13 protein-coding genes are annotated in these 17,347 nt (G+C 38.6%); 5 read left to right on the top strand and 8 right to left on the bottom strand.

All coding sequences use genetic code 11. The features are described 5' to 3' along the window. Nucleotides 1–187: 187 nt before the first annotated feature. The 4 genes from A3EE_RS21115 to A3EE_RS0101560 all read right to left on the bottom strand — a co-directional run bounded on the left by A3EE_RS21115 (nt 188) and on the right by A3EE_RS0101560 (nt 9,071). Nucleotides 188–3,418 (bottom strand): discoidin domain-containing protein, encoded by a 3,231-nt coding sequence (locus A3EE_RS21115; RefSeq protein ID WP_018341668.1) that lies wholly within the window; start codon nt 3,416–3,418, stop codon nt 188–190. Nucleotides 3,419–3,658: 240 nt separating this feature from the next. Then, complete coding sequence (locus A3EE_RS0101570; RefSeq protein ID WP_026209534.1) at nt 3,659–7,657, bottom strand: two-component regulator propeller domain-containing protein; 3,999 nt, start codon at nt 7,655–7,657, stop codon at nt 3,659–3,661. A gap of 106 nt (nt 7,658–7,763) precedes the next feature. Continuing rightward, a complete protein-coding gene (locus A3EE_RS0101565; RefSeq protein WP_018341666.1) occupies nt 7,764–8,297 on the bottom strand; it encodes a hypothetical protein in 534 nt (177 codons plus the stop codon). Between the two features lie 12 nt (nt 8,298–8,309). Continuing rightward, a complete protein-coding gene (locus tag A3EE_RS0101560) occupies nt 8,310–9,071 on the bottom strand; it encodes a tetratricopeptide repeat protein (RefSeq protein WP_018341665.1) in 762 nt (253 codons plus the stop codon). A gap of 143 nt (nt 9,072–9,214) precedes the next feature. Here A3EE_RS0101560 and A3EE_RS0101555 point away from each other — a divergent pair, with 143 nt between their 5' ends. Continuing rightward, nucleotides 9,215–9,520 (top strand): hypothetical protein, encoded by a 306-nt coding sequence (locus A3EE_RS0101555; RefSeq protein WP_018341664.1) that lies wholly within the window; start codon nt 9,215–9,217, stop codon nt 9,518–9,520. Nucleotides 9,521–9,602: 82 nt separating this feature from the next. Here A3EE_RS0101555 and A3EE_RS0101550 read toward each other — a convergent pair whose 3' ends face one another. Then, on the bottom strand, nt 9,603–10,262 hold the full coding sequence (locus A3EE_RS0101550; RefSeq protein WP_018341663.1) for a DUF4190 domain-containing protein: 660 nt from the start codon (nt 10,260–10,262) through the stop codon (nt 9,603–9,605). A gap of 44 nt (nt 10,263–10,306) precedes the next feature. Continuing rightward, complete coding sequence (locus A3EE_RS0101545; RefSeq protein WP_018341662.1) at nt 10,307–11,107, bottom strand: metal-dependent hydrolase; 801 nt, start codon at nt 11,105–11,107, stop codon at nt 10,307–10,309. Between the two features lie 59 nt (nt 11,108–11,166). Here A3EE_RS0101545 and A3EE_RS0101540 point away from each other — a divergent pair, with 59 nt between their 5' ends. Continuing rightward, nucleotides 11,167–11,520 (top strand): DUF3127 domain-containing protein, encoded by a 354-nt coding sequence (locus A3EE_RS0101540; RefSeq protein ID WP_018341661.1) that lies wholly within the window; start codon nt 11,167–11,169, stop codon nt 11,518–11,520. Nucleotides 11,521–11,658: 138 nt separating this feature from the next. Continuing rightward, a complete protein-coding gene (locus A3EE_RS0101535) occupies nt 11,659–12,366 on the top strand; it encodes an SIMPL domain-containing protein (RefSeq protein ID WP_018341660.1) in 708 nt (235 codons plus the stop codon). Between the two features lie 142 nt (nt 12,367–12,508). Here the strand turns inward: A3EE_RS0101535 and A3EE_RS0101530 are convergent, their stop codons facing one another. Together A3EE_RS0101530 and dxs are read right to left on the bottom strand one after the other, a co-directional pair. Then, nucleotides 12,509–13,285 (bottom strand): alpha/beta fold hydrolase, encoded by a 777-nt coding sequence (locus A3EE_RS0101530; protein ID WP_018341659.1) that lies wholly within the window; start codon nt 13,283–13,285, stop codon nt 12,509–12,511. Between the two features lie 122 nt (nt 13,286–13,407). Further along, nucleotides 13,408–15,321 (bottom strand): 1-deoxy-D-xylulose-5-phosphate synthase, encoded by a 1,914-nt coding sequence (gene dxs, locus A3EE_RS0101525; RefSeq protein WP_026209533.1) that lies wholly within the window; start codon nt 15,319–15,321, stop codon nt 13,408–13,410. A gap of 403 nt (nt 15,322–15,724) precedes the next feature. Here dxs and A3EE_RS0101520 point away from each other — a divergent pair, with 403 nt between their 5' ends. Continuing rightward, entirely contained in the window at nt 15,725–16,513 is a 789-nt protein-coding gene (locus A3EE_RS0101520) for a segregation and condensation protein A (RefSeq protein WP_018341657.1), read from the top strand. 149 nt (nt 16,514–16,662) lie between these two features. Next, nucleotides 16,663–17,322, top strand: coding sequence for a YiiX family permuted papain-like enzyme (locus tag A3EE_RS0101515; protein WP_033417431.1), 660 nt, complete (start codon nt 16,663–16,665; stop codon nt 17,320–17,322). The last annotated feature ends 25 nt before the right edge of the window (nt 17,323–17,347 follow it).

The raw sequence follows: 17,347 nt of genomic DNA, 5'->3' as shown, positions 1-17,347 counted from the left end.
CACAAAAATTCAAAAAATGGAATTGCCTCGATTTTCGATGCTGGCTTCCAAGGCATCATAAAAATGTGAATTCCTAGCTTTTGAATAAGAGGTTCAAAATCCGGCAGTCTGGATTATTAAATATCAGTCCGGTTAAAAGAAGCGCAGTTGAAACAATTGATTCAGCTGCGCTTCCAATTCTATAAAATTATTCTTTGATGAGTTTAAACTGATACCAATCAGAATCTATTGAGTACCGAACCAGATAAATACCACTTTTTAACTGTTCGCCAATCTGTGTTTCCCCATCTGACATAACCGTTTCTAGCAATGCGCCCGATGCATTGTATAAATAGAAACGGATCGATGCTCCTTTTGTATCAACCGTTGTTGTATGCGCAAACGGATTGGGATAAACCGACACATATTTCAGTGCGGATGGGTTACTTACTGCGGTTGTTGTACATTCGCTCATATCCGTTTTAGGTATAATACCTGTTGTTCCGCCGGAACAAATATTACATACATCCAACGCTGCTGTTCCATTTGCAACACCTGCACAATCTATACAGCTGCTTTCTGTTACTCCGCAACCACAGTTTCCCGGTTCTGTTTTCAATGCATCAAGCGGACAGGTATCACCATTTGCTGCAACATATCCTGCGGGTTTTGTACATGCTTGTATGGTTGAAGATGCATCACCTGTGCCGTCGTTATCCAGATCCTGATACCAGGTAGAAGCTGATTCTAGTGTAACTGTTGTCGCGCTTGATGTTGCTTTGCAACCTGCTGCATTGGTTACTTCGACAGTGTATGAACCGGCTGCTGCTACATTGAATGTTGAAGAAGTTCCTACAGTCGTCGTTCCATTCTTCCAGATATAACTTGCACCAGTGTTTGCAGTTAATGTAACTGATCCGCCCTGACAAAATGTTGTTGGACCGTTTGCCGTGATGTTTGCAGTTGGTGCTGCATTCACTGTAACATTAGTTGCTGTTGACGTTGCTTTGCATCCTGCCGCATTGGTTACTTCTACTGTATAAGAACCTGCTGTTGTTGCGCTATATGTTGACGCTGTTCCAACAGTCGTCGTTCCATTCTTCCAGATATAACTTGCACCTGTACTTGCTGTTAATGTTACCGATCCACCGTTGCAGAATGTTGTAGCACCGTTTGCAGTAATGTTTGCTGTTGGTGCAGTATTTACGGTAACGGTTGTCGCGCTTGATGTTGCTTTACAGCCTGCAGCATTCGTTACTTCTACAGTGTATGAACCTGCTGCTGTTGCATTGAAAGTTGCAGCAGTTCCAACGGTTGTTGTTCCATTCTTCCAGATATAGCTTGCACCAGTGTTTGCCGTTAATGTAACTGATCCGCCGTTGCAGAATGTTGTAGCACCGTTTGCAGTAATGTTTGCTGTTGGTGCTGCATTCACTGTTACTGTTGTCGCGCTTGATGTTGCTTTACAACCCGCTGCATTTGTTACTTCAACCGTGTACGAACCTGCTGCTGTTGCATTGAATGTTGCAGAAGTTCCAACGGTTGTTGTTCCGTTCTTCCAGATATAACTTGCACCTGTACTTGCGGTAAGTGTTACCGATCCGCCGTTGCAGAATGTTGTCGTACCGTTTGCAGTAATGTTTGCAGTTGGTGCTGCATTCACTGTTACTGTTGTCGCGCTTGATGTTGCTTTACAACCCGCTGCATTTGTTACTTCAACCGTGTACGAACCTGCTGCTGTTGCATTGAATGTTGCAGAAGTTCCAACGGTTGTTGTTCCGTTCTTCCAGATATAACTTGAACCAGTGCTGGCTGTTAATGTTACTGATCCGCCGTTGCAGAATGTTGTTGGACCGTTACCTGTGATGGTTGCACCGCAGCTTGGATCGCCATACACTTCAAAGGCATATAAGGAATAGCCCCATTGCGTACCACGTTCCGTAAGAAGCATGCGTACATACCGACCTGTTCCAGTAAGGTTTGTTAAAATATCTTTTGCCCCATTTCCCGTTGTTGTTTGATATACGGTTGTCCAGTTAGTACTGTCAGTTGACACCTGGATCTGATAAGATTTACCATAGGCAGCTTCCCAATTCAACACGATATTTTTTACAGCATACACCGCACCCAGATCGATCACCACATACTGGTTGTTGGTGTATTCACTGGACCAGCGGGTTGTATTGCTTGCATCCGTAATGTTGGATGCTACATTGCCTGATCCGGCTTCAACGGTTGACACAGCAACTTTTTTATTTAAAGCAATGTTGGTTCCGAAGTTTGGTGTAGGTTGTGCTGAGTAGGCCAGGCTAGCAGGATAATTCGTTTTTAAATAATTCAACCCCGCAGTTGCATCAGGCAAACCGCCAAAGCCATCGTGGTTGGTATAGGTCCAGCTTAATGCACCCGCATATCCACGTGTATATACCTGCTTGTAACATTCCTGTGAAGACATGGTAAAATTGTTGCTGTATCCTTTCGCTCCAAACTCTGCTACGATCATGGGTTTATCGGAACCCCAATAGCTGTAGTTGTTATGGAAAGGGGAGTGCTGCGTACCGGGCGCTCCTTCATTGTCGTAATAATGCACCATATAGAAATCCAGATATCCATCTGCATCACCTCCGGCATTCTTTAATTCTGTATCGGAATAGTAATTTTTCTGTCCTAGTTTGTTGGTTAGAGAATGCATATGTTTAGCACCATTCGATACATATACATTCGGAACAGCGCGGTGAATGGCACCTGCAGCTCTGTTCACAAAACGCTGGATGTCATACCAGCCAATTCTTCTGTCCGTCCATCCGCCATTGGTTAACATACCTTCCGGTTCGTTAAAGATTTCCCAGCAAGCAATGGAAGGGTGCTGACCGATCTGCGTTACAGTTGGTACAATGCAATTGTCGATACAAGCTTTAATACCTGCATCTGTAGTTAGCATACGTACGTTGTTGTCGCCGTTTACCATATATTGACTGGTTTGCAGCAGGTCAAAAGAGAAGAGACAAAGCACCACCAGCATATCGCGTTGCTGCGCAAGGTCCAATACTTTTTTAATGTTGTTCACCGATTGTGTTCCAAGACCGGAAACATAGCCGTTATTAAATTTCGGTGCACGTGATGCATTTGTATAGAGCCACCAGCGAATGGTATTTCCGCCTGCTGCTTTCACATCATCTAATATTTTTGCCCAGTTTGCTTCATTAATAGGTGCGTCGCCTACATCATTTGCAAAATCCTGCCAGGCAACATTCATTCCGCTTAAAAAAACCTCTTGCCCGTCTGGCATCCGTAATCTGGATTGTGCCTGAGCTTCGGACATTGGAATACTTGCCAGAAGAAGCAGTATGAAGCCAAGAAGAGATGTTTTCAGGTATTTGGTCCGGATAAGCGCAGTTGAGAATGCGTTTTTATAGAACCTATTGAATGGATGTTTCATATTCGTATGTGTTTTAATTGGATGAAGGACACTCGTAGAATAAATCAATTTTATGTTATAAAAGTACCATTATGAATTTCTGACAAAGGCATTAAATGGTGGTTGATTGGATGTGTTCTTGTGAATAGATTGAAAAATAGATGCTTAAGGATAAACGAAGGGTATGAACGGCATTTAAATCAGAAAATAAAAAATATAAAATTTTGGATAGTAGGAGAACGTATTAAATCAATACCACCATCAATCGGGTGTTTTTCCGTAATCACTTGGAGAAACTCCAAAGTGTGCTTTAAAAGATTTGCTAAAATATTTCGGGTCTGAGAAGCCAACTTCAAAAGCAATTTCGGAAATGTTTTTGCCGCTTGCTAAAATCAGTTTCGCTGCTCGTTTCATCCGCTGCATGCGGATCAGATCGGTTGGTGTATAACCGGTTAATGCCGTAAGTTTTTTTGAAAAGTTACTGCGGTGCATATTCATTTCTTTACTTAGCAGCTCTACGTTAAAATCTTCATTGGATAATTGTTCTTCGATCAGATCATGAATTTTAGTGAGCCAGATTTTATCTAAGGAGTTTTCAGAGATTGGTTTCAGCAGGTACGCTTCATCCAGACTCAATTTCATTTTAAGCGATTCTCTGTTTTGAAGTAGGTTGCCAATTTTTAAAAGAAGAATCTGTGGATGAAAAGGTTTTAACAGATAATCTTCCACACCGGTATTCAGACCGCTGATGATGCTGGCTTCTTCTTTTTGAGAAGTCAATAGTATAATTGGAATATGACTTGTCTGCACAGATGATTTTAATTGTGCGCTTAATTCCAAGCCATCCATATCAGGCATGACCACATCCGAAAGGATCAGGTCAGGCATTTCTGCGCGCGCTATTTCAAGCGCCTGTTGTCCGTTTTCAGCTTCCAGTATCACAAAATAATCGCGTAAGGTGTACACGATCGATTTGCGTATGTCTTCCTGATCATCAACGACTAAAATGGTTTTGCCTTTTATTGCATCCATTCTGTTTTCAAAGACCGGTTCCGGAGCAGCTGTATTGTGTAATACATCTAGTGCAGCTATTCCAAAGAACTTGTCCGCTGCTGATTCATTTTGTATGCTGTAAGGAGAATTAAAATGCAATTGAACTTCAGTTCCGTTATTTTTTTCTGAAACGAATTCCCAGGTTGCTTCGTGATATGCTAAAAACTCCTGCACCAGTTCTAAACCCAGTCCGGTGCCTCTTTCACCTGAAGTTCCGGATTGAGAATTATGGAATGTAGCAGCAGAAATTTTCTTTAACGTCTCTGTGTTCATTCCAACACCGGAATCCTGTATGATGATATTAAAACTTTTCTCTGTTGGTTGTAATGTTATCGTTATGTTTCCTTCGCTGGGTGTAAATTTAATGGCATTGGCGATCAGGTTACGAAGGATAGTTTCAAACATATCCTTATCAACAACTCCAATAACGACAGTAGGTGCATGAAACCTCAGCTGTATATTTTTATCGATCAATTGAAACTCAAATCCCTGAATAACGTGAACGATGCTTTGATTTAAATTTACCTCAAGCGGATTGAATTGAATTCTGCCGCGCTGTGTGCGAGACCAATCCAGAAGATTCTCTACTACATTCAATGCATTTTTTGAAGCTTTTAGAATGTAACCGGTCATTGTTTTTTTATCCGCTTCTGTTTGATCAGATTCTGAATGGTATAAAAGCTGCGCTAAGCTGGAGATACTGGTAAATGGGCTTCTCAGGTCGTGCGCAATTACAGAAAACAATTTATCTTTAGTAGCATTTGCAAGTTCCAGTTGCTGGTGTTGTTTTTCAAGTAGTTCTTTTTGTACTGTAAGTTCGTGCGTACGCTCGGTTATTTTTTCTTCCAGAAACACATTTTGTTTCTCAATACGTAGTGTCTTGATTTTGTTGTATGCATATACTGCAGTGATTCCGATCAGCAGTAACAGGATTCTGAACCACCAGGTTTCCCAGAAAGGAGGATGAATGAATACCTGAAAGCTGTATTCCGGACCAACAATCTCTGTACCACTGATGCGTAAGCGGGATTTGAATGTGTAGTTGCCCGGAGGTATAGCAGGATAATTCACGCTTTTGTTTTTACCTAATTTCTGCCAGGTCTTGTCGAGCCCTTCCAGCATAAACTCGACATCAAATTTTTCGTCACCCCATTTATAGGTTGGGCTGGCGATCTGGAACAGCACGTGGTTTTGCTGGTAATCCAATTCTATATTTCCATTTGAAAGCGGAATGGCAGCATCGTAGGGAACATCATTTACGACAAGTTCAGTAATGATTGGCTTTACCAGAATTGATTCAATGTCAATTCCTTTCGGATTGAACCAACACAGTCCTTTGCTGGTGCCGAAGTACAATACGGAATCAGTTTTAAGACTTGCATTGATCACAAAGTCTTCGCCGGGCAAACCATCTTCAATACCGTATCTGCCGCACTCGCCAATGGCTGGGATGTATTTGTATAAACCTCTGTTGGTGCTGACATACAAAACACCTCTGCTATCCTGTTGTATGGATTTGATCGAGGCAATCCCCAATTGCTTTACACGCGGAGCTTCTATGAGTTGGTCTGTTTTGGTATTGATCAGATACAATCCGTTTACCGTTCCTACCCATAAGCGTTTTTGGTGGTCTTCGAACATACAATTGATGTCGTGATCCTGCAATTCCGTTAATTGCTTTTCTGTATTGATGTCAACAAAGGTTACATCATCTTTACGCAAACGGCTTAAGCCATTGTTTGAACTTGCCCAGACAGTTCCTTGATGATCTACAAGAACTTTGGTTGTCCAGCTACTCGAGAGATACGGGTAATTGATTATTTTCCCCGTTTGTGGATCAAACTTAGAAACGCCCTTGCCATGAACCGCTAACCACAAATTGCCGGCTGCATCTTCAGCAATGGAGCGGATATCGTTGCGGAGAAGTCCTGTAGAATCGCCTTCGTGGTATTGATAATGTTTGAACGTTTGTGTTGATGGCTGATACAAACTTAAGCCACCTCTGAAAGAACCGATCCAGATTCTGTTTTGAGAATCGAGATACATACAGAGTATGGCATCGTTCGACAAACTGGAAGGTTGTGTGGGATTATAATAAAAATGTTTTTGCAAATCACCTGAAGAATTGTATACATAAATACCTGCACCGTCAGTACCTACCCAGATGTTCCCCCGCAGGTCTTTTAATACAGCAGATACGATCTGACTTTTATCAGCCGGTGGAATAATTTTTCCAAAGGTGTTTAGATATCCATTGGTCAGCGCCAAACCATTTTTGCTCATTGCCAGCCAGGTGCTGCCTTCACGATCTATAAAAACGGTATTGATTTTATAAGTAGGCAGCTCTGCATTTTGAGGGGTTATAGCAGCAACAAATTTTTGATTCTGCAGGTCATAATAATACAAACCGGATTCATCAACAGCAAGCCACACCTTTGCCGGATCGCGCACATCAAAATAATTAATGATCGCAGAAGTATTTTTGGTAATTCCTTTCATGTCAAAACGAATGACATTTTTAGAACCCAGTGAATATTTATATACCTCTCCGTTGTACTTACCGATCCATATAGTATTTGCTGCATCCAGTTCAACAGCGGTATGATAGTTATCGGATAAAAATTTCTGTTGAATATAGGTTACAGAGTCAACAGAAATAGCCGTGTTCGAATTATAGCGGTAAATACTGTTGTGTGTGACAACAACAACGTTTCCTGTACTATCGATACGAACAAAAGGCAAGGTGCCGTTAAAAGGGTTCACTTTTAAAAACGGAACGGCTTGTGTATTGGAACTGATTTTAAAGACGCCTGCATCTGTTCCGACCCAAAGAGTTCCTTTGCTGTCTTTGCAGACAGAAACAACATACACATCTGTTGTACCAGGAAATGCAATCTGAGTAAATGAATCGCTGCGTTTGGTATACAATGCCAGACCTTTATTTGTTCCGATCCATACATCACCGTTGATATCTGCGAATAAACAAATTATATCGGCTCCCTTGGGCGCATTCTTTTTCTGTTGTTCCTGAATAGCTCTGAATCGGATTCCATCGTATGTTATTAATCCTTCATTTGTTGCCAGCCACAAAACACCTTCTGTATCCTGTGCAATCTGTCTTACCTTATCGGGGTAGAAACCATCTTTTGCGGATAAAAAACGGAAATTCATTTTTCCGGATTGCGCATGGACAAAAAATGAAGCCATAATAAAAAATAATATAATAATAGATTTCGCCGGATATTTTAACGCTTCACAAATAATCATATGATTTTATATTTATCTGGAGGTATGATTATAATTAAACAAAATGTTAAACGCCACTCTTTTTTTGTTTAATACTGTATACAATTGCGACAATCAAACCTAATAAACCACCAAGATAGCTGAAGTTGTGCATAGAGCCTACAGCAATAAAATTTTTGGTGTCAATTAAATTCGAGGGCAACCACCAGTTTACACCTGCCTCTGCTAAATAAAATTTTCCATAGGCCAAACCTATTAAGCCTGTAACAAATGCAATGAGTACAACCAAAAGCATTGCTTTGAGTGTTATGCGGTACATAACAAGGCCGTTGTTATGTATAAGACCCACACATCCTAAGATCATACCGATGAGCAAACCCATCCACCAGGTTGCCATAACTCCTACCAATGCCACATACAGACGTGCATTGGGGAAAATGGCTTCATCTCCTGGTGTTGCTATTCCGAATTGATAGAACTTAAATTTAGTATAATATTCCGGAGAGATTGTGAATGTGAATTGATCGTGAACAATGCCGTAGATACTTGCAATCACGATGGCAGAAAATAACGATGCGATCAAAGAATAAAACTTATTCATGCGTAATTATTTTTATCGGCAATACGTATTCATAAGATGATCTACTTCATTCCGATCTGCTTCATGACCACCCAGAAAGTCGGCATAGCCCAGATCTTTTGCTTTTTGAAGTTCCATACAAGCCATGTCATATTTTTTAAGTTGAATGTATATAAGCGCACTGTGTTTAAACACATATGGATTTCTATTGTTAAGCAGTTTCGATTGTTCCACATCTTCCCGCGCCTTATCAAGTTGGTTTAATTTTATATACACAAGCGCACGGTTGTTGTACGCGTATGCATTCTTATTATCCCCGGAAATTGCAATATCCAGATGTGCCAGCGCATCTTTATATTTTTTCAGTTTGATTTCGTTATAGCCGAGTGTAGAATACAAGTCGCTTGATTGAAGATACTCTTTCGATTTAAGCAACAGTTTTACTGCTTTCGAAGGTTTATTTAATTTCGAATAGATCCGTCCATACGTCCAGTAGCTAGCACCTCGTATGTAATTGTAGTTTTTATTTTCAGGCGAAACTTTTAACGCAGTTTTAAAGTCTGCCTTTGCAGCTTTGTAATTTGCGAGATAATAATAACTGAACCCTCTTTTAAAAAAGACATAACTGCAATCGGAAATTTCTTTTGATTCTATCAATTCAGTATAAAGAACAATTGCATTCTGAAAGTTCTTTGATTCAAAAGCGGCTTCGGCCTCTGTTAATTTTGGATTTTCTTCCGCCTGAGTCTGAAAAAATGACGCACAAATGAATAATAATGCAAAGAAATATTTCATTGAAAAAACGGTTTAAAAGGGTGTTTTAAGAAAATAAGTTAACTATCTCAAAGATAGTTGTTTTACTCAGATTTTCTTCAGTTTTACTTCCAATTTACTACAGTATTATTTTGTTAATTCATATAAATAAAACGCAAAAATATATGAGAACGAACCGATTCATTAAAAAATCAGCTATTGCTATAATAGTAGTAAGTATGCTGTTCTTTGCTTTTGCATCAAGAGCAAATAGTTTATCTCACAAGCACTCAAAAAATTACACGGAAGAATTTCATAAGGCATTAGAAGAAAAAGGTTACACAGACATATCACAATTCAGTGTTACTAAAAGCGATGTGCGTGAGTCAAAATATTTTGTGAACTTTGTTAGTGATGGATATGTGTACGACGCATACTTTACTAAAAAAGGCGAAATAATAGAAATTTATAAGATGGCAAAAATCCAATAATTTTCACAAGAAATATAAATAAGAAAGGAGCCCGAGCCCGAACCCGATAACTATCGGAGTCGGGCTCGGGATTCTTTCTTATTTATAGAAACGCCAATAATACTAAAACAAAGACAAGCGCATTTAATAATATCCCTAGAAGTGCAGAACCTGAACCGCTTACTTCATCATCGGTTTTTCTGCTTTTTTTAATGTGAAAGAAACTTACTATCCCAAGAATAAATCCTGTTAGTGCTATACCTACAAAAACGAAGCCGAATAGAAGAACTGTTGCAATACCGATAACACCCAAAACTAATGATACTATAGCCCAACCATAGATGGGTTTATAGGGCTTACCTTTCATTTTTTCATTTATGATCTCTTCTTTACCATTCGCATATTTTATTTTGTGAATAGTAGATTTATTTTTAACGAGTGTAAGTCCATCCTGACGGTCACACATTTTATAGGTAACAGTTGTTGGAGTCGTTGAAATAATCTTACAATACTCCATTCTTCCGTTTTGATAAAAAATGATATCGCAATTGGTAAAGGATGTATCCCCCTGGATCGACTCTGGTTTTTGAACAGGTGGTACGATACGACTCTTTAATTGAGGGAATACATATGAACTTGTATCACCTACATCAATAGTATATGGCGGGGCTTGACTTGTTGTTAATTCAGGATCTTCGGCTTGCAAAGAAAATGTTAGTAGAAAAACAAAGCAAAGGGTTAAGTAATTTTTAAACGAAAGCATGTATTTATGTTATTTGAAAGACGATTATTCGCAGTATAAATATATTAAAAATAAACAGGCAATTTTTTATCCAGTTTGTTTAAATAAGAATAGATCGTTTTTCCTAATCTATTCCATTGATCAATTTTGGATGTACGTTCGTAGTACTCGTATCTGGATGTATTTCCTTTATATGCATAACTAATTGAATGGTGTGTAACAAAATAAAAACACGTTGCAAAGCTGCAGATGTAAATACCCGCAGTCAGCTTTATCAAATTCTTTTTTGAAAGTCTATCTTCTGCATATAAGCATGAAACCAATAACGCAGTTGAAATGCATAAGGTTATAAAAACATCGTAATTGTTCCACCACCAGGTTGTACCGTAACCGCCAATGTAAATTTCAAATGGGAAAAATAAACGAACACCACCCCATACAGCTCCTGGTGTTGGCAAATCTCCTATCAAATGAGAGATGTATGAAAAGAAAAAGACAGCTAACAACAATACAGTTTGTTGTTGCTTAAAATAGAGCGGCCATTTTTGTTTTGAATACAAAACATTTCGGATTGAAATAAAAAGCAGAGACAATAATGCAGCAGCAAAAATAGAATGAAAAAATCCATGATGTGAATACCAGAATTTTCCAAAATAAATTTCTTTTCCTGAATGAGACAGATGCAGCCAAGTTCCAATAGTTGTATCAAATTTTGACCACAGACTGATTGCATCTATATCCGGAAATGCTCCTGCTAGTCCACCCAACAATACCATCAAGAACTTACCCTTTGTATCTGAATTGCTTAAAGTAGCTAGAAATGCTGCTGTAGTGGTTCCTGAAAGAGTGTGTATAAGAATATCCATCTGGTATGCCTGAATGAAAACAGTAATTTGCGTATATTTAAATATTAAAATTGAATATAATGGAAATTAGCGGAAAAATAGTAGCCTTGCTTCCGGGACAAAGTGGACAAGGTAAAAACGGAACCTGGAAAAAACAGGAATACATACTTGAAACAACTGGACAATATCCTAAAAAAGTATGCTTCTCAATTTGGGGTGATAAAATAGACCAATTTGCAGTTAAACAAGGCGAGACGGTTGAGATTTCATTCGATGTGGAAAGCAGAGAATACAACCAACGTTGGTATACGGAATTGCGTGCATTTAGAGTGACTAAACAAGGTGGTAGTACAGGCAATGATGGCCCGCCAAACTTTCCACCTCCTGCAGATGATTTTATGGAGAAAGCAGACGACGGCGATCTGCCATTCTAAGCATTCACAAAATAGATTATTAAAAAAAGGTTCAGCAGTATATTGCTGAACCTTTTTTATTCGTTAATTTTTCGATTCGACATTATTATAGAAACGCCTGTTACATTATCCATTTAATTTTTATTCCCAATTATACATATGAAAAAACTGATCACGTCAATCATCTTTATTTGTGCACTAACATCTGTGTTTGCTCAAACATCTGTTTATCAAAAAACAATTGCTGTTACAGGAACAGCTGAAATGGAAGTTGTGCCGGATGAAATTTATTTCAGAGTTGTGTTAAAAGAATATCAAAAAGATAAAAATAAAGTACTGTTGGAAAAACTGGAAAAAGAATTGACTCAGGCAGTTGTAGCCTCAGGTATAGCTAAAGAAGACTTTACGGTTGAACAGATTTCAGGATATAGCTGGAGCAGAAAGAAAAAAGACGATGCAGAATTATATAATTCTAAAAGCTTTATCATAAAAGTTTCTACACCCGGAAAGATCGATGAAATATTAAATAAAGTAAACGCGGAATCTATTTATTCAGTTGAGATCAGAAATTATTCGCATTCAAAAATTGAAGAATATAAGAAGCAATTAAAAATTGAAGCTATCAAAGCAGCGAAAGCCAAAGCAACATATTTGTTAGAAGCCATTAATGAAAAGATTGGGCCTGCACTTGAAGTGAATGATCGCAATGCAGAATACATAGGAGGATTCGAAATGTTTAATACTCAGGTATCTAATAATGAATATCGTCAGTATGGTTCTACCGGCAGTAGTTATGAAGACAACTCAACCGGCTTCCAAAAAATAAAATTGCAGTTTCAGGTTAATGCTACATTTGCGATTCAGTAAAAATTTATACCCCTAAATCCCATAAAGGGGATCTTGTCTAACAGGTTACATTGAAGTGATTTGTGGTACGAACTTCTTTAAGAAATAAATTAAGTAACTCCCTTAAGTCCCCTTTAGGGGATTTAAGGGAGTTACTTAATTTTTATTTGTTCTGATATAAAAATTCAGATAAGACTTCAAATGTTTTTTCTTTCTGCTCATACATTCCCATATGTCCGCAGTCTTCAATTTCTGCCAATTGAATCATAGGTGAAAGTTGTGACAACTCTTCGAGTTTTGCAATCGGTATAGTTGCGTCATTTTTTCCTCCGATAATCAAAACAGGTTTTTTCAATGTTGCTAAAACATCTGTGCGGTCTGCTCTGTCGCGCATAGCTGCTGTTGTTGCAATAATTCCTTTTTCCGACGATTGTTTTGCTATTGCTTTCAACACCGTTATTTCATTTTTCAAGATCGGCCTGTTCTTTAATAAAAACAAGGGCTCAATGAATGATTGCGTAAACAAATCAGCACCATATTTATAAATGAATGCAATGGTTTTGTCGCGATTGATCTTTCGCTCCTCCGAATCTGCGTAAGCTGTCGAATGAAACAGGCAAAGTCCGTTTAAGTGTTGCGCATATTTTTCAGCATAAGCAAGTCCAACATAACCACCTAAAGAATGACCGATGAAAGTGAATTGAGCAATTCCTAAAAGTTTGATAAACTGATGTACCTCATCTGCAAACCATTCCATACTCACTTCATCTCTATCCAGAAGTGATTCACCAAAGCCCGGCAGATCAAGGCATACAACGCGATAATGTGTAGATAATTTTTCTGCAAATACCTTCCAGATATCTTTGCTTTCACAGAAACCATGTACAAAAACAACTACCGGTCCACTACCTTTATCTGTATAGATGATGGGTTTACTCATAAGATGAAAAGAAAAAGCTCTATCACAAACCTATGAGGTTTTTCTAAATAAAGTAATGAAGATTCGGGTATACAGAGGTAATGGTTATAAAACCTCATAGGTTTTCTTACTAGAAAATGATTTTAATGCAATACCACACCGGACAAATTACGAACAGCACTGGCAATACCTTGAGGATCAAAACCACATTCTTTCTGCAACTCAAGCTGTTCGCCATGTTCAACAATTCTATCCGGAATACCTAAACGTACAACTTGTGCAGCATAGTTATTGTCTGCCATAAATTCTAATACCGCTGATCCGAAGCCACCCATTAAGCAACCATCTTCAACGGTAATGATCTTTTTATATTTTTTAAATACCTCATGCAGCATTACTTCATCAATTGGTTTAACGAAACGCATGTCGTAATGTGCAGGCACTAATTCTTCTTCACGTAATAAAGCTTTTGCTTCAGTAACATAATTACCTATGTGACCGATCGTAAGGATCGCAACTTCTTCACCGTCGCTTACTTTTCTGCCTTTACCGATTGCGATTTCTTCAAAAGGTGTTTTCCAGTTGGGCATCATACCCTGACCACGCGGGTAACGGATAGAGAAAGGACCATGGTTCTTTTCTAATTGGGCAGTATACATCAGGTTGCGCAATTCCTGTTCATTCATAGGAGCAGATACAACCAGATTTGGTATGCAGCGGAAGAAAGCTAAATCATATGCACCATGGTGCGTTGGTCCGTCTACACCTGCAAAACCGGCGCGGTCCAGACAAAATACCACATGCAGATTTTGCAGACATACATCATGAATTACCTGATCGTATGCGCGCTGCATGAAGGTTGAATAGATGTTACAGAAAGGAACAAGTCCTTGTGTTGCTAAACCAGCAGAGAACGTTACGGCATGCTGTTCAGCAATACCCACATCAAATGCACGATCGGGCATCTTCTCCATCATTAGATTCAATGAGCATCCTGATGGCATCGCAGGTGTAATACCCATGATTTTTTCATTCTTCTCAGCAAGTTCAATAATGGTATGCCCAAATACATCTTGATATTTAGGTGCTTGAGGAGTGTCGTATGTTTTAACGTGGATTTTTCCGGTTACTTTATCGAACTTGCCTGGCGCATGCCATTTAACCTGATCTTTTTCAGCTAATGAATATCCTTTGCCTTTTGTAGTAAGAACATGTAAAATTTTTGGTCCGGGAATATCTTTTAAGTCATTCATTACCTGAACCAGATGATTCAAGTCGTGGCCATCAACCGGTCCGAAATAACGAATATGCAGCGATTCAAATAAATTACTTTGTTTCAGCAATGAAGCTTTTAAACCGCTTTCAACTTTAGATGCGATCGCCTGCGCATTCGGACCGAACTTGCTGATCTTGCCAAGCATGTTCCAAAGTTCATCGCGTACACGATTGTATGTACGTGAGGTAGTAATATCTACTAGATAATCTTTTAATGCACCAACATTCGGATCAATGGCCATGCAATTATCGTTGAGTACGATCAATACATTTGAATTGCTCACCCCTGCATGGTTCATTGCCTCAAAGGCCATACCACCCGTTAATGCTCCGTCGCCGATAACGGCTATATGTTGCCTGTCGTCTTTTTTATACTGATTTGCTACAGCCATACCCAAGGCTGCAGATATCGATGTAGAAGAGTGCCCTACACCAAACGTATCGTATTCGCTTTCAGATCTTTTTGGAAAACCGGATAAACCTTTATATGTGCGGTTTGTATGGAAATTTCCCATACGTCCGGTCAATATTTTATGTCCGTATGCCTGATGGCCCACATCCCAAACCAATTGATCAGTAGGGGTGTTAAAAGCATAATGTAAGGCAACCGTCAATTCAACCACGCCAAGGCTCGCAGCAAAGTGCCCTCCGTAAACAGAAACGTTATCCACGATAAACTGTCTCAATTCATCAGTCAATTGAATGAGTTGAGCAGCATCCAGTTTTCTAAGATCTTCTGGTGCATGTATCGTACGTAATAATTCTCCGGGCTGAATCACTATAAAATGCGGTTCTTTATATGAAAACAAAGATAAACAATATTTGTTTAACGACTATCAAACAAAATACGAAGATATATGCCCGAAGGATATAAATATTGCAGATCATAAGATTTTATAAGAACGCTGCATTTGGTCCGTATTGTATATTCCTTAAAAATAACTCTATCCGAAACTACACCACATCCTAAATAGTTATTGAAATATCCAGGAAAGTAAGAGTTCTCTGAGGAATAAGAGATCTTGCGATTACAACAATCAACCTATTTATAAACAGGATATCCACGTTAATCCACTAGATTATCAACCAGTAAGGTGTAAAAGATAGCGAAGATGGGGTGGTTCCTGGATGCTCAAATCGGTATCTTTGATATCTAAAGAATACCTAATACGGTTAAGAATGACTATGACAAAAGAAGAAAATTTTGAAATTCAGTTGCCGCTGTTTGCCGGCCCGTTCGATTTGCTTTTGTTCTTTATCGAACGAGATGAACTTGACATATATGATATTCCGATCTCAAAAATCACCAACGACTTTTTAGAGTACATTCACCGTCTTGAAAAGATGAATGTAGATATTGCAAGCGAATTTATTCTTGTTGCAGCAACGTTGATGCGTATTAAAGCCAAGACACTTTTACCAAGACCAGACATTGATCCGCAAGGCAATGAAATAGATCCGCGAGAAGAATTGGTTTCGCATTTATTGGAATACAAAAAATACAAATCTGTTATTGGTGAATTTTCAGAGTTAGAAGAGACTTCTTTGAAGCGTGAGAAACGCGGTAACATTGCAAAAGAATTGAAATTACTTTCTGAAGTCAGCAATGTTGAAACAGAGTTGCAGGATATTGATTTATATAAACTCCTGAAAGTATTTGAGAAAGTAGTAGAGCGTTGGAAGGAAGAAAAGACAAAACCTATACACCATGTGGTGCAATATCCATATTCCATTGAAATTCAAAAAGAGTACATCATTAGCAAGGTGAGCAGAGGTCAGCGTATTTCATTCGCTGACATCATTAAGGATGTTCCGATCAAAATGGCTGTGATATATAATTTCTTATCGATACTTGAATTACTGGCTTTACAGAAAATCCAATTGCACTTGGGCGAAGGCTTTAATAATTTCTGGATTGCTCAATACGATGGCGAGCACGCTGCAGTAAACGAATACGCAAACGACGTTGAGTAAATAACTTTTAACATTCGTCAGACTACTTTTTTGTGGTCAGACGAATTGTTTTTTTAAAAATGAATGTTAAGGGTAAAGTAGAAATATTTTACCCTTTTTTTATACCTAAAAAACAGAATGTTGCGTTTAGTTCTAAAAAATTCTTCATTATGAAAAAAAATGTTTTTATCTCCATTTTATTTTTAGCAGGAAGCTTCACGCTTTTTTCATTTTATACTATAAAAGATAAAATTGACAATGCTGTTAAGTCTAAAGTTGTAACAACAACATATATGGAAGGAGACATTATTTTTCAATCCTCACAATCGAATCAATGCAAAGCCGTAAAACTTGCAACTCATTCCGAGTATAGTCATGTAGGTATGATCACATTTAAAGGCGAAAAAGCTTATGTATTAGAAGCTGTTGAACCTGTGCGTATCACCGAACTTGCCACGTGGATTTCCCACGGAACGGGCGGCCACTATACGGTAATGCGTCTTAAAAACAGAACTGCTGAAATAGAAAATGCTGAAATTCCTGTAGCCCAGGCTCAGGCTAAAAAAATGCTGGGTACACATTACGATCTATATTTTAATTGGAGCGACGAGCAATTGTATTGTTCGGAACTGGTATGGAAAATATATAAAAGAAGTTATGGAGTCGAGTTGTGTCCCTTAAGAAAAATGAAAGACTTCGATTTGACTTCACCGGAAGTTAAAGCAATAATGAAACAGCGTTATGGAAACAATCCACCATTGGAAGAAGACGTTGTGGCACCCTCAGATTTGTCAAACTCTGCACTTCTGTATGAAGTCGAGAAAAAATAAAAAGTAAAAAGTTAATTTATTAAGA

This window comes from Cytophaga aurantiaca DSM 3654, assembly GCF_000379725.1.
Taxonomy (GTDB): Bacteria; Bacteroidota; Bacteroidia; order Cytophagales; family Cytophagaceae; genus Cytophaga; species Cytophaga aurantiaca.
The sequence above is the reverse complement of the archived record's forward strand: the minus strand, read 5'-3'. Positions and strand labels throughout refer to the sequence as shown.

Coding starts and splice junctions, on each gene's coding strand:
- A3EE_RS21115 (WP_018341668.1), bottom strand. CDS start 3,418: ATGAAACATCCATTCAATAGGTTCTATAAAAACGCATTCTCAACTGCG.
- A3EE_RS0101570 (WP_026209534.1), bottom strand. CDS start 7,657: ATGGCTTCATTTTTTGTCCATGCGCAATCCGGAAAAATGAATTTCCGT.
- A3EE_RS0101565 (WP_018341666.1), bottom strand. CDS start 8,297: ATGAATAAGTTTTATTCTTTGATCGCATCGTTATTTTCTGCCATCGTG.
- A3EE_RS0101560 (WP_018341665.1), bottom strand. CDS start 9,071: ATGAAATATTTCTTTGCATTATTATTCATTTGTGCGTCATTTTTTCAG.
- A3EE_RS0101555 (WP_018341664.1), top strand. CDS start 9,215: ATGAGAACGAACCGATTCATTAAAAAATCAGCTATTGCTATAATAGTA.
- A3EE_RS0101550 (WP_018341663.1), bottom strand. CDS start 10,262: ATGCTTTCGTTTAAAAATTACTTAACCCTTTGCTTTGTTTTTCTACTA.
- A3EE_RS0101545 (WP_018341662.1), bottom strand. CDS start 11,107: ATGGATATTCTTATACACACTCTTTCAGGAACCACTACAGCAGCATTT.
- A3EE_RS0101540 (WP_018341661.1), top strand. CDS start 11,167: ATGGAAATTAGCGGAAAAATAGTAGCCTTGCTTCCGGGACAAAGTGGA.
- A3EE_RS0101535 (WP_018341660.1), top strand. CDS start 11,659: ATGAAAAAACTGATCACGTCAATCATCTTTATTTGTGCACTAACATCT.
- A3EE_RS0101530 (WP_018341659.1), bottom strand. CDS start 13,285: ATGAGTAAACCCATCATCTATACAGATAAAGGTAGTGGACCGGTAGTT.
- A3EE_RS0101520 (WP_018341657.1), top strand. CDS start 15,725: ATGACAAAAGAAGAAAATTTTGAAATTCAGTTGCCGCTGTTTGCCGGC.
- A3EE_RS0101515 (WP_033417431.1), top strand. CDS start 16,663: ATGAAAAAAAATGTTTTTATCTCCATTTTATTTTTAGCAGGAAGCTTC.